Source organism: Acidiluteibacter ferrifornacis (assembly GCF_009909615.1).
GTDB lineage: Bacteria > Bacteroidota > Bacteroidia > Flavobacteriales_E > Vicingaceae > Acidiluteibacter > Acidiluteibacter ferrifornacis.
In genome coordinates, this window is record NZ_WWNE01000002.1 from 22,630 (window position 1) to 36,458 (window position 13,829).

Genomic DNA, 13,829 nt, shown 5'->3' on the forward strand with positions numbered 1-13,829 from the left:
ACTTACTCCACTAGTAAGTCATCTATAAAGCGTTCCATCATCTCATGAATGATTATGTCTGGTTTTTCTTGGAGAATTCTTTTATCGTTTAAACGATTACCCCAAACTATACCAGAATAACTAAAGTGTTCAGCTAGATGGCTGCGCAAATACTCACTATATGAATCTCTATACAGTAACATCCTAGGTTGATTCTTGTTTTCATGTATGTAATACATAAAGTTTGATTCTCCTTCCATATTTACTCCTATATTTAATAATACATGCTCTGAACTATTTTTAGGAGTTAGATAATAAGTGGTTCGAGCAAAAGTATTCTTCATATCAATTAATCCCACCAAGTCTCCTGAAGAATCAACTTTAGTTTCCACAATAAAATCCTGAATCGATAATGTTGGTGAAATTTGAGGAAAGTCTTCTCGGATACGATTAATGATTAATTGATAAACGTAAAACGCACCCAGCCTATTCCAGTGAGTATCAGTTTGATAATACACTATGTGGTCTTTTTTGAGATGCACTAATGTTTCATAGGGATCAATTAGTCGAATAAAAGAGTTTTCCTTTAGATAATTTATTAATTGTTTCCATTTTGTTGTATTGGAAACTTGTTTCAAGCTGTTTGGCAAATATTCAGGATAAACTCTATGTTTCATTGGTGGAATAACCAGGTAATATGCAATTCCATATTGTTCTAATAAAGTAGCCTTTGCTTCTAAACTGCTTTTTATTTTATCTAATTGATCATTACTATAGAGCACTGCTCCCCGATTTAATTGAACAACATCCTCTGCAGCGTTAAAGAGCCAACCTTCTTTTCCTATCCTTACTACATCAGGCTTTGGACTCATATTAAAAGCATGAAATTTAACATAATTCCCAATGAACCTTAATTCATTTCTAAACGGAAAATGATCATTATAATATTTATCAAAATTTTTCGGAATTCTCCAAATGTTAACATTTAAATCAGGGAAAGAGGCCAATTCTCTATTCTCTCGTGATCTATTATCTTTTGGAGTAATTAATGGAGTGAAAAGGAAGGTTATAAAAGTTAAACAAAAATTAGCATTGTATTTTATGTTTAATGATAGTTTACCTAAAAAATATAAAGTTAGTAACACAATAAAAACGAGCAATGCAGCAATAATAGCAATGAATTTTTGCCAATAAAACAAATGAAAGTCCAAATTTCTAAATATGGTATTCTTTATAGTAAAAGTGGTCATTTGATTATTTAATGAGACAAGAATTCCTTCCTCAATGTATTTAGCTGGAGTAGGATTAGTCAAGTCTGATTTAGAAATTCTAATAGCAGAAAATAACTTTTCTTTTGGAATAGTAATCGTGCCAAATAAACCCTCTAATTCAAACCCCTTTACAACAATATCTAACTCGTCTTCAAATAATATATTTAATGATAAAACCTCTTTATCTGATGGTCTAGGAATAACCAGTCTATTCAACCCTACTTGAAGGGGTTTCTCTGAAACGAGCGCACCTATTTGACCAGGAGCTATATTAATAGAATGCTTTATAGTCGCTTGTTTTGACACATCCATGATTAATTGGTAATTAATCTTGGTCTTCGATACCGTTGACGTATAAAGAATATAGAAAACTGTAGAATAACATAACCATGCTACCATCAACAAAAAAATAATTCTATGTATCCAATCTCTCATCATCTATCAAAACCTAAAGTAAATAAATGGGCTATAAGTATTGCTAACCATTTCAACCACAGAAAATATAAATACCAATATTATCAATGCGCTCTCCCAATACTTTGTCCAGGGGTAAAATTGAAGTCTTTGTAACAGTTTATGCATCGGAATACATAATACTAAAGCAGCAAATAGAGTTAACCAATAATAGCTATTCATAAAATAACTTATCTCATATTGACTCTCTACCAAATTCATTCCCAGCATTGTTTTCTGAATTTGTAGTGCATCAGTCCAATTTTCAATTCTAAACAATACCCAACCAAAAACAACAATTAATAACATATACATGTGTTGTATGATAGCAGGCATTCGTTTCAATATTTTGTCGAAACCAGCTCGCTCAATTAACATAAATATTCCATGAAAAAGACCCCATATCACAAAGCTCCAACTAGCTCCATGCCACAAACCAGTGATAAAAAAGACTATAATCAAATTTCGCATTGTCAGAAGAGTGGATCCTCTACTTCCTCCTAAAGGAATATACAAATAATCTCTAAACCATATGGATAGTGATATATGCCAACGTGTCCAAAACTCACGAATTGATTTAGAAATATAGGGAAAATTAAAGTTTTCAGCTATATCAAACCCAAACATTTTACCTAATCCTATGGCCATATCTGAGTATCCTGAGAAATCATAATAAATTTGTAAAGAATAAGCTAATACAGCTAACCATGCCATAGGTGTTGAAATATCATTGACAGGCAACATGTAGATTTCATCCGCTATATAGGCCATTGGATTAGCAATCAACATCTTCTTGCCCAATCCTATTACAAAGCGTCGGATTCCTTCATTAAATTTGATTAAATTTTGTGTTCGTTGTAATAATTGCTCAGCAATCTCATTATACCTAACGATTGGACCGGCTACCAATTGGGGGAAAAGTGCAACATACAACCCTAAATTTAAAAAGTTCCGTTGAGCTTTTACCTCTTTACGGTATACATCAACCAGATAAGAAATACTTTGGAATGTATAAAAAGAAATACCCAAAGGAAGGCGTTCATATTTGATTCCATCAATAATTGGAATACTTAAGACGCTCAGAAGCTGATTAATATTCTCTACGATGAATTGAGAATACTTGAAATAGACCAAGACTCCTAGGTTTACAACAATACCTACTATCAGTGCTACAACTTTACTCCGTCCCTCTTTATTCTCAATCCATTTACCTATAAAAAAATTAAGTAATATGGAAGCAAGCATTACAAATACTTTCTCTCTTTCTCCCCAAGCATAGAAATATAAAGAAGCAATAAACAATAAAGTATTTTGCCATTTTATATTTCTCCAAACATAATTTCCAATCAGAATGAAAGGTAGAAAGGAGAACAAGAAAAGTAAAGAACTAAAAATCATGGATTCAACTTTTTAGATATTAAACTAGCTACACTTTTTGCTCCATTTGCATTTAAATGACCATTGTCAAAATGGTATTTTCTATCTTGCAACTCATTGGAGAAATCCAAAATTGGTACATTTTTTCCCACTATTTCAACTAGTCGATCATTAAATCCAACTAATTTAGCTTTGTATGATGGCAATCTAACCAAATACAAATCAATCCCCATTGTTTCACTCTCGTTTACAATCGCGATAAGAGACTCGATAAATGTTTTTTGTTCCTTCTGAGGGGAATAATCTATACTTAAATTTCGATCGACCAACTTGTTTAGGTGTTTATCTTCATTTGAAAGGGGAATAAACCCAAACTCATTTACATTTGTTGTTTCATCAGGCTCAAGTCTACCTTTAAAAACCCAATTTATTGCTTCAAACATGTTTTGGTTTTCTCTGTATAACCAACTCACTTTTGAAGGTAAGTAACTCTTGGAGGAATTTTTTACGATTTCATTCAGTACGGGCTCGTATTGAATAAAGGGAAACAGCTTGTCCTTTCTATAAATGGCCTTTTCATTTACTTTAAAAGCATCATCATCATCAACTACAAGAAGGATTGTTTTGGGTTGATAGACTTGTGTAATAATATTAAAGATACTTTCGTGAAAGTTAAGATTTGACCCTGAAAAGCCAAAATTATACGCCGTTTGATTATTGAGATTTTTCTCTAGTTCTCCTGTATCAATTCCATTTAAGGACCTAGAAGACCCAATGATAACAACATCACTTCTCACCTTACCTTTCATTAGCAACTCAATCCGTTGGTCATATTGTCGATTTATAATCCCTTTAGAAATAGAAAAACCAATCGGTTTATCCACAAGGAAAATAATGAATACAAACAAGGCTATTTTAACAATTAATTGTTTCATTAAAACTGAAAATAGATAAAAGGAATTTCTTGATCAAATGAGTAAGCCATTATAAGAAGCGTAATGCCAATATATAAAGTCCACCTAAAGAATACTGATTTAGTAGCTAAAATCTCTCTAACACTGCCTTTATACTCTTGAATATAATGAACATACTCAAGCACCATAATCCCGATAAGCAATGCAATGAAACGAATTGAATCATGTCCTAGATATAATATATGCGCTCTACTATTGCCTTCATTGCTTATTATTCCCATTATATCATTTGACCAACCTTTGAATAACGATTTGCCCAACACTTGAGCAGCATACAAATCAGAAGTATAAAATAGTATCCCTAAAACTGCAAAAATTAAATAGGTTTTAACTCTTAAAAACCGTCTATACCAAACAGATTTTCTAAAAGAGCCCAACTTCTTATTCGCTTCTGACTTTAATTTAGTGAATCGTAAAGTCAAAACAATAACCAACCCATTCAAAATACCCCAAATCAAAAAGTTATAGCTTGCTCCATGCCATAACCCTGAGACCAAAAAAACAATCATTACGTTACGATAAGCCTTCCGACGTCCTTTCTTACTCCCACCTAAAGGAGAGAAAATATACTCCTGAAACCAGTTAATTAAGGAAATATGCCATCTATTCCACAATTCTGACAAACTCTTTGCGAAAAAGGGCCTTCTAAAATTCTCCATCAGTCTTACTCCCATAACTTGAGCACCTCCAATTGCGATATCAGAATATGCTGAGAAATCACAATAAATCTGATATATAAATAGACAAGAACAAAGAAGCACTGAGAACCCATTAAATTGTTCTGGGTTATCAGTCACGTATTTTATCATGGGTGAAATCTGATCCGCAATCACTACCTTTTTAAAAAAACCCCATGTCATCAACTTTAATCCATCTGTTACCCTTTTATATTCAACAAATTGCTTAACCTTAAATTGAGGCAACAAATTAGATGATTTTTCAATTGGACCAGCCACTAATTGAGGGAAATAAGTTACATATAAAGCAAAATATCCTAAATGATGCTCTGCTTTAATCTTTCCTTTATAAACATCAATGGAATAACCCATAGTTTGAAAAGTATAAAACGAAATTCCAACAGGAAGAATGATACTTAAAGATGGAATTAAGTATGGAATATTCAATAATTCAAATAAACTGGCAAAGGAATCATTAAAAAAATTGTAGTATTTAAAGAGGCATAGGATCCCTAAGTTACTAATTAAGCTAATAATTAAAAAAGGCCTACGACCTTTCTTAGTCAGCTTTTCATCCATTTTGATTCCCGCTATATAATCAATCAAGGTGGAAATAAGGATTAAAAACAAAAACCACCCATTTGCTAACCCATAAAAGAAATAACTCGCCAACAATAAAAAAAACCATCGGAAGCGGAATGGAAGGATAAAATAGATCCCAACAACTATAGGAAAGAAGTATAAAAATTCAATAGAATTGAAAAGCATTGAACTCTTTAAAAATAATTACAGTAACAATTAACTACTTCTTTTTGGGGAAAAAGCGTTGCAAAACTAAGTATATATTTGCAGACATATTGATATACCTTTAACAGTTTTTAAGACAATCATCAATCCGTATTACGATTCAATATTGTGCGGCTTTGGAATTACATTCTATTTAAATATGATAACACCTAATAGACAAATGGGCTTTATGCACGTCCCCAGAACAGCTGGTGGGTCAATCGTCAATGAATTAATGAAAACAAACTGGGTAATTCTTGGGCATGATGTTACATCTCCTCATTACATGCACCTTTCTAAATTCAGAAAAATTCACCCTCTCAAAGAAGCATATTTTATAGGAGCTGTAAGAAACCCATATGATCGATTAGTAAGCGCTTATCATTTTTTAAAGGCTGGTGGTGATAACGAAATGGACAAAAAAGATGCTGAAAAATTCATTAATCAATTTGATTCATTCGAGACATTTGTATTGAAGCAATTTTCCTGGTTAAAAAGTAGGAGCACATTAAAACAAATCCACTTAAAACCACAATACTACTGGATTACCAAATCAAATAAACTTTTAATTGACCAGCTCTTTAAATTTGAACAATTGGATAAACTATTTGACTTTGTTGTGGCTCACAGTGAAATTAAACATGAAATGATAAGTCATGTGCATGCCAGTAAGCATTCGAATTATCAGGACTATTATTCCACTTCCATGAAAAAGTTGGTTCAAAGAGCTTATTACTTAGACTTTAAACTTTTTAATTATAAGGTTTAATCGACTTAAATAGTTTAAAATTATTCCAATTGAATTGATTGTCTAAGTTTTGAAAAACTTCAACATTTAATGGACGAATTAAGACCTCATCAAAATATACCGAATCTGAATACTCCATACTACCCTGTGAACATAGCATTATATATTCTGATGTCGAATTCAATTGAAAACTGATTTCGTTAAATGACCATTTGCCATCATAAACATTACTTAATGAAGGATTAATATATTCTGTCCGTATAATGTCACCACTTTCATTTTTTACTTCTAGCCAAACCGTATTAAAATATTGATCGTACAGATTATTATAAGCCCAGAAACTTAATTGATACAATTTATTAGGATCTAATTTTATCGACTGCCCGTTTAAAAGTATTCCAAATTCACTCTTTCTTTTCTTCAAAGCTCCTTCTCCTCGATATTGAAAGTCTGTTGGCAAATCGTCAAAAGATACATACGCTATTCTTGAACTATCAGACTTGTAGAATCCCCACAATGAGTCGTACAAATAATGCTCTGCCTTTTCTTCTAACCCTAGAATAATCTCTTCTGAGTTATCAGTAAACAAATTGATTAAGTCGATTTGATACCATTCGAATTCTTCATTGGAATACAGAAGTTTAGCTCGGCTCAGGAACTCCTTTTCTAATGGCAACACCTCACTTTTTGAGAAAACAACAAGTAAGGGTTTGTCATTCAAATAGTTTTGTATTGGCTTCTTGATAAAAACTGGGGTTAATAATTGTACTATACTTTGAGCCTCCGCTACTGAATTTCTTGATAGCATAGCACTCATTAGCGGCAATCCTGTTTTGATCGATAACTGCATCGATAGTCTTTTAGACTTTTCATCATCCTGTAAGGCATTTAATCCAGTATACTCATGATAAAAAGGAACCGGAAAAATCGCTTGAAAATCATCGAAATCAATATCGGATTGCATGGCATCATCAAAAATTTGATTCTGAAATGGAGATTTGTGAATACTGATAACTTCGCTTAGGTGACGGTGAACAGCCATTCCCTCTATAAGCAATAATAATCCTGCCACAGTTAAGATAATACTTCTATACTTCAAAAGAGTAAAAGTGTTTAAGGCAACCAATGAAAAGGTGGTGATGACAAAATAGAATGCCCATGCAAATCGGCCAAGACCAACAAACTGCTTAATAATTGAAGGCAATAAAAAGTCCAACCCATACCTAAAAGGGAAAGCAAATGAAAACATTAATAAACAAAAAGCTGATAGAAGAAATACCCACCAATGTTGATTTAATCCTGCAAAAAACAACTTAACCTTTCCAACTACCAACCCATAAATTAAATAAATGAAGGCCATAAATAGAATAACTATGGTTGATAACCCAATATAGTTACCCACCCTTGACCATGGCTCAGCATTGAGGTGGGAAAAATCAAACAGCAATTCAAAAATGGGCTTAAATGGAGAAACTAAAGGCAACAAAATAGAATGTAATGACGCTCGATGCTGGAAAAGATATGGCATCTCAATTCTACCAGAATGTTGATCTAAAGTCTTAATTAGCAACACAACTATTATTGTTGGTATTGACACCTGAACCAAGAAATGCAGCCAAACATCTATTTTTTTCTTATCGGTAAAAATCAACCAATGAAATAACCATACAAATGCGGTGAATGCTAAAAGTATAAATCCAAGATAATTATGTGAATAAAACCAAAATAGGGTATTCAAACCAATCAAACTGCTGTACATCCAATCTTTAGAACCCTCAAGATACTTGATTATTAAAAACCAACCCATCGGAAAAAAACAAACATATGACAAAGAGTAATGACCGTGTTGCCATAAGATGGCTGTTGAGCATAAAAATGAAATTCCTAGTGCTGCAATTATTGCAGTTATTCTTGGACATTTATAATAATCAAGAATTAAGAACAAAAACACAGCTGCGATTGGGATAGAAAAAAGCATACAAAAGTTCAAAATTCCAACACCATAATCACTTATATCCCAAAAGTAGGTACAAAAGAATTTCAAAAAATTGGCGAAAAAAGGGTGAATATCAACGAGAAAAATCAGTTCTCCATATGGATAATTCATCCCATCAAATGAAAGATAATTAGGATCATGCTTTATATGATACAAGTAATTATAATAGTTCTTAAAACCATCTCCTCCGTTACAAAACAGAACTTCGTTAAGGTTTAATATTATGTCTGAATATACCCCAAAAAGTAGTCCAACTGCTATGCAGAAAACCAGAAGTAATGAATTGTTTTTACTGAACAATACCTTCATTTTTAATTGTTGAAACGAATCTTAAAAAATAAACTATTTTTTAGTTTTTACTCTTAATGGTCTTTCTTAACCGATTAATATTAATACCAAAGCTAATAGAGGTATTCAACCATCTATTCGTATAAAAACCATCTTCAGGGGAAATGTAGAACCCAATTTGCCAAGTGAAATCAAAAATATCTTCTTTCTTTAATAGTGTCATGGTAGGTTGAGCAGAAGTAAAGGTTTTTCTAAAAAAGTAATCTTTTGATTGTGGGTAATAAGGCGAATTATTGATATCGTAAAATGTAATTGCTGCTAACTTCGCTGAAAAACGCACAGAGGTAGTTTTATTAATCTCATATGCAAAAGTAGGCTGAATAAAAATGTGTTCATGCATGGCTTCAAGAGAAACTTGAGTGCGTAAAAATAAGTCATTCGAAGTTCCTACTATTCCTGACTCACCAATTCCATAGCCAGCATAAATTTCGAAATAATGTAAAGTGTCAATTCTTAAATAGTAGCCCAACCCAAATTCATACTGCTGATTATTATAAGTATTGACAATTGAAGAGTTTGGGCTTCCCTCATTTCTTCGCTCCACATTTTGAAATCCATTGGTATAGTTGGCAATAATTCCTAGGTGATTTATTGGACTATAAGCTGCTTCTACCCCATAATTCCGACCTAAACTAACCGATAAATTTCCATCATTTTTCCCTTCTAACACTGGAACATTTGCTCTTCCAGGCTTATACAAATTGCAACTGGCAAGTAAAACAGCTGATATAATACAAACGAATAGTGACTTCATTGAATAAGCGAATGATTTAGGTCAATGAATACATTTAACCGATTGCAATAAGGAATCACTTCACTTATGAAACCAAAGTTGCCTGGGTGGCAATTCACATTTCTTTTTCCGTAAAAGCAACTGTCAGCGATATACCATTCTATTTCAAAAGGGTAAAAACTTTGAAAGTCGCGTACGATTATATCTAACGATTGACCATCTGTAAATGGTCCTACGAAATCTTTACTATAATTACTATTAGAATAAGAAACCTCTTTAATAAAAAGGGTATCGCTTCTGGTCAGTTGGTTGACTCCGGTGGTAAAAATAGAAATGGTATCTTTTAGCTGTTTGATTAATTCAACATGCAATTCGTTTTGCCACGGAAGTCGATTAGAAATTAGCGTTTCTTTCCCAGATGATTCGTCGTAACTATAAAGTCGCAAATCATTTGAATTAAACTTAAAAGAAGTTGTTTCTAAAATGTATTTAATAAAAAACTCCCCATTTAAATTTGTACTCGTTTGTGCAAGAAGTTTATTATCATGAAATGCTGAAACAGCATATAGCCTTATAGCTACATCATTCATTGGAGTACCTTGGCAATTTTTTAAATAAACACCCGATAGGGTATATTCTTCAAAATTTAATTGATATTTAGTTTCTTCACGATCTAAACATGAAGAAAGGATTAATGCTAGAACTAAAAAATTGATATTTCTCCTAATCATAACGATTATTTAGCTAGCAACTAAGTTATATAAATACTTCCATAGATATTAAATTCCTGACATTATTTCTATAGAAGGATAAAAACACCTTACACGACAATCAAATGATCATGTAGACTAATTGCAATCCACTAATTTATTTTTAATCAGAGCGCTATATTAAATATCTATCTTATTGTTCTAAAAGTAAAAATGTAAGGGTAAGTATACTCTCTCGTTTCCTTTTTATAAAGCATAATTTTGTATTCACTCTCTTCATCACATTTAGCTGCTGCCCATTGATTATTATAATCTGAAACGACAATCATCTTACCAAAAGGGTCTTCAAACCTTACTTGGTAATCATCAATGTTATCTTTTATCTTATCCGGTAAAATATCCTCTTGAATTTCTACTTCAAATTTGATCGTTGTACAGTCTATCTGACTAATATTTTTTGCAATCACATATTGCTCCTTACTGATGTTAGACACTTTTTGCGTTAAATAAATATCCTCCAAATCGTTATCTTTTTTACATCCTCCAAACATAAAAAGCAATATCATGGAGTAATAGAGGAGAGTATTCTTTTCGAAATTAAGTAGACTCATGATTCAATAGAGTTATTTTTTTGTTTCAAATTTAAAGTAGTAAGGTTTCGACTCATTGCTGTGATAAGAGGTATATATAGAAATGCGATAAGTGTTAACCGTATCACATATAGCTGATGCGTATTGCTCATTTCTAGTACCGGCATAAAATATCTTTCCGTATGGATCCTCCACTTTTATATGATAAGGTCCAATGTCATCGGGTATACTATCTAAATCAACATCTACATAAAACCCTATTCTATCACAACTAACCTGCCTCACATCTCTAACCGATACACAGCAGAGATAAGGGTCTTCGTATATCGAAGGAGTAATTGAGACACCTTCTAGCAAGTCCTCCCTTTCACAAGATGTAATGAGAAATATAAAAAAGAAACAAAATGTTATCGATCGCATAATACTAAAACTGAAATTTTATATACAACCCAGTTGATTGAACAGTAAGTGTTGGGATAATATCTAAGCGAGCTAATTTAGGTTCTTCACTAAATTCAGGTCTTTTCAATTTTTTACTGAGTTTCCAGGTTACAAAATTTAATACCACGGCAGCTCCTGCTCCGTAAATTATAAATTCACTATTTTTATTAATTTGATTCACTGCATTGGTATACTTATCCTTCGTATTGTCAAATTTAGTCCTATTGGATAATAAATCGAGCTCCCAAAAAGAATCTTCATATGCTTGCTTATGCATTAAAGCTTCTTGTTCATAACGGTCTGCATCTGCGTTTAGATTAGAGTTTTGAATTAGCTTACTTCCTGCTATTATACCATAGGCCAGTATTGGACCATAGCGCATACTAAACCTTGAAAAATTGTATGCATGTAATTTCAATCTATACGACTTGTACTCTTTAGTAGGTTGCAACTCCACTGATACTGTTTTATAAAAACCATTCCCAATTTTCACTTGCTTAGTTACTAATTCCCGAGTAGGAGCCCAAATTTTCACCTCATATGTTCCGGTATCAAGCTCAATCGGCTTTCCTGACTCATAGGTGGCAGTACCGATTTGAATTATAGCATTTTGCGGGATCGTATATACTTTTAAAATTCCACTGTTTTGACTTACTAGCAGTGTGCTAAAGAAAAGTGCCAATAATAACAAAGTGGAGCCTCTAGATTTCAATGGATTCATCTCTAATTTTGTAGGTTTTAATTCTTTGGAAATAACTAATTTCTGGAAAAATAGAGAAAATAATTAAGTACAAAACAAAAAAGGAGAATATTTTTACAAATCTTCTCCTTTTATTAAATTCTAAACCAAGTTTTTATAGGCTAATTTCCCAGAATCTCCAACAACTCGTCCAACTTTGGAGTTAAAATAATTTCGGTTCTTCTATTCTCGGTTCTTCCCTCTTTGGTAGTGTTTGGAGCCACTGGCACATATTCGCCTCTTCCAGCAGCAGTTAACCTCGTAGGATTTACCTTACTGTTTTCTACAATAATTTTAACCACCGATGTTGCACGCTTAACGCTTAAGTCCCAGTTGTCAGCAATTGGGCCGGAACCTTTTAGAGGTACATTATCTGTATGACCTTCAACTAAGACATTTATGTCTTGATTTTGTTCCAATACTTTTGCCAACTTCTTCAAAACATCTACTCCTTTTGGGTCAATCACATAGCTTCCTGATTTATAGAGTAAACTCTCGTCTAACGAAACGTATACTTTCCCATTCTTCGTTTCAATTTTCAAACCATCATTTTCAAAGCCCAATAATGCATCTTGAACCTTCATTCTTAACGCATTCACAACAGAGTCCTTCTCATTCAATATAGATTGTAACTCCTTCACTTTTGCTTCTCTCTCTTCCAAGTCCCCATTTAAAATAGATAAACGCTCTTCTTTTGCATTTAAATCAGCTTCTAGTCTTTGTAAAGCATCACGCTGTTTTTGCAATTCAGACTCAGCTTCTTGTAGACTTCCAAATAAACGTTTGTTGTCAGCAGCATTTCCCGCCAATAAGTCTCTATTTTTTTCTAATAGCAAGTCATAAGTTTCATTCAACTTATCATAGTTTTTAGTCAAGGTTCTCAATGACTTTCCTTGCACAGTAGTATCTGCTTGTAGCCCTTTTAATCTTCGTTCAAAATCTTCAAACTTAGACTGAACTTCAGTTAGCTGCTCATCCAATTCTCGGGTTCTCTCTTTAAGCGCATTATTTTGCTCTTCACACGCCATTCGACGTTCTTTCATCTCTTCGTATTTCCGTGCAGGAACGCAAGCAAACAGTAAGCTACTCAATAAGATTGAAAAGGTTATTCTTTTTAATTTCATTTTGAATCCATTTTTAAACTATTACAAATATTGTTCTTTTCCATACAGCACGAATGATGCCGTAAAATAGTTTTAAACACTTCGTTTTTAATTGGCATTAAAAGTCTATTTCCACTAAAACAGGACAGTGATCGGAATGCTTTGCTTCTGGTAGAATCGCCGCTCTTGTTAACTTTTCGCTTAGCGAATTACTTACCATATGGTAATCAATTCGCCACCCTAAGTTTTTACCTCTTGCGCCTGCTCGATAGGTCCACCATGAATAATTGTGTGGCTCCTTATTAAATACTCTAAAAGAATCAATAAATCCACTATCTATGAACTGAGTTACCCACTCTCTTTCTTCAGGTAAAAACCCTGAAGTGTTGGCGTTTCGCGTCGGGTTGTGGATGTCTATCGCAGTATGACAAATGTTATAATCTCCACATATTATCAGGTCTGGTATGGTCTTTTTCAATTCATTGATGTACTCTTGAAAATCCGCCAACCACTCCATTTTAAATGCTTGACGTTCATCACCTGAACTTCCGGAAGGCATATAAACGCACAACACAGAATATCCATTATAATCAGCTCTTATTACTCGACCCTCAAAATCATATTTTTCAACCCCCATTCCGTACTCTACATGTAATGGTGTTTCCTTTGTAAAAATTGCCACTCCACTATAGCCTTTTTTTTCAGCTGAAAACCAATACGTCTCATATCCCAATTCTTCGATTTGATCCATTTCAACTTGGTCTTTATGGGCTTTAGTTTCTTGTAAACACAATATATCAGGCTGTGCGGCTTGCATCCATTCTACCAATCCTTTTTTCATGGCTGCTCTTATTCCGTTTACATTGTATGATATAATTCTTTTCATGATCTATTACTTGAAATT

Annotated in this window: 13 protein-coding genes; 1 reads left to right on the forward strand and 12 read right to left on the reverse strand. The window is 33.0% G+C overall.

Translation table 11 applies throughout. From position 1 onward, the window contains the following. Positions 1–2: 2 nt before the first annotated feature. From GQN54_RS00135 to GQN54_RS00150, 4 genes are all read right to left on the reverse strand, one after another. On the reverse strand, positions 3–1,562 hold the full coding sequence (locus GQN54_RS00135; RefSeq protein ID WP_160630745.1) for a DHHW family protein: 1,560 nt from the start codon (positions 1,560–1,562) through the stop codon (positions 3–5). Between the two features lie 129 nt (positions 1,563–1,691). Then, positions 1,692–3,101 (reverse strand): MBOAT family O-acyltransferase, encoded by a 1,410-nt coding sequence (locus tag GQN54_RS00140; protein ID WP_160630747.1) that lies wholly within the window; start codon positions 3,099–3,101, stop codon positions 1,692–1,694. Then, entirely contained in the window at positions 3,098–4,015 is a 918-nt protein-coding gene (locus tag GQN54_RS00145) for a hypothetical protein (RefSeq protein ID WP_160630749.1), read from the reverse strand. The genes GQN54_RS00140 and GQN54_RS00145 overlap by 4 nt, the downstream gene beginning before the upstream one ends. Beyond that, positions 4,015–5,499: an MBOAT family O-acyltransferase gene (locus GQN54_RS00150; RefSeq protein WP_160630750.1), complete on the reverse strand. Its 1,485-nt coding sequence runs from the start codon at positions 5,497–5,499 to the stop codon at positions 4,015–4,017. Before GQN54_RS00150 ends, GQN54_RS00145 begins: the two co-directional genes overlap by 1 nt. 178 nt (positions 5,500–5,677) lie before the next feature. Here GQN54_RS00150 and GQN54_RS00155 point away from each other — a divergent pair, with 178 nt between their 5' ends. Beyond that, positions 5,678–6,286, forward strand: a complete 609-nt coding sequence (locus tag GQN54_RS00155; protein ID WP_160630752.1) for a sulfotransferase family 2 domain-containing protein — start codon at positions 5,678–5,680, stop codon at positions 6,284–6,286. Here GQN54_RS00155 and GQN54_RS00160 read toward each other — a convergent pair. From GQN54_RS00160 to GQN54_RS00195, 8 genes are all read right to left on the reverse strand, one after another. After that, positions 6,270–8,570, reverse strand: a complete 2,301-nt coding sequence (locus GQN54_RS00160) for a glycosyltransferase family protein (protein WP_160630754.1) — start codon at positions 8,568–8,570, stop codon at positions 6,270–6,272. The two genes, GQN54_RS00155 and GQN54_RS00160, sit on opposite strands and share 17 nt — an antisense overlap. Positions 8,571–8,610: 40 nt before the next feature. Next, entirely contained in the window at positions 8,611–9,363 is a 753-nt protein-coding gene (locus GQN54_RS00165) for a hypothetical protein (protein ID WP_160630756.1), read from the reverse strand. Beyond that, positions 9,360–10,073 carry a transthyretin-like family protein gene (locus GQN54_RS00170; RefSeq protein ID WP_160630758.1) on the reverse strand — a complete coding sequence of 238 codons (714 nt, stop codon included), beginning with the start codon at positions 10,071–10,073 and terminating at the stop codon, positions 9,360–9,362. The genes GQN54_RS00165 and GQN54_RS00170 overlap by 4 nt, the downstream gene beginning before the upstream one ends. 167 nt (positions 10,074–10,240) lie before the next feature. After that, positions 10,241–10,663, reverse strand: a complete 423-nt coding sequence (locus GQN54_RS00175; protein ID WP_160630760.1) for a hypothetical protein — start codon at positions 10,661–10,663, stop codon at positions 10,241–10,243. A 12-nt stretch (positions 10,664–10,675) separates the two neighbouring features. Then, a complete protein-coding gene (locus GQN54_RS00180; RefSeq protein ID WP_160630762.1) occupies positions 10,676–11,062 on the reverse strand; it encodes a hypothetical protein in 387 nt (128 codons plus the stop codon). A 4-nt stretch (positions 11,063–11,066) separates the two neighbouring features. Next, positions 11,067–11,804 carry a hypothetical protein gene (locus GQN54_RS00185; protein ID WP_160630764.1) on the reverse strand — a complete coding sequence of 246 codons (738 nt, stop codon included), beginning with the start codon at positions 11,802–11,804 and terminating at the stop codon, positions 11,067–11,069. Positions 11,805–11,944: 140 nt separating this feature from the next. Next, positions 11,945–12,946, reverse strand: coding sequence for an OmpA family protein (locus GQN54_RS00190; protein ID WP_160630766.1), 1,002 nt, complete (start codon positions 12,944–12,946; stop codon positions 11,945–11,947). A 97-nt stretch (positions 12,947–13,043) separates the two neighbouring features. Next, on the reverse strand, positions 13,044–13,811 hold the full coding sequence (locus GQN54_RS00195) for an exodeoxyribonuclease III (protein ID WP_160630768.1): 768 nt from the start codon (positions 13,809–13,811) through the stop codon (positions 13,044–13,046). Positions 13,812–13,829: the final 18 nt, after the last annotated feature.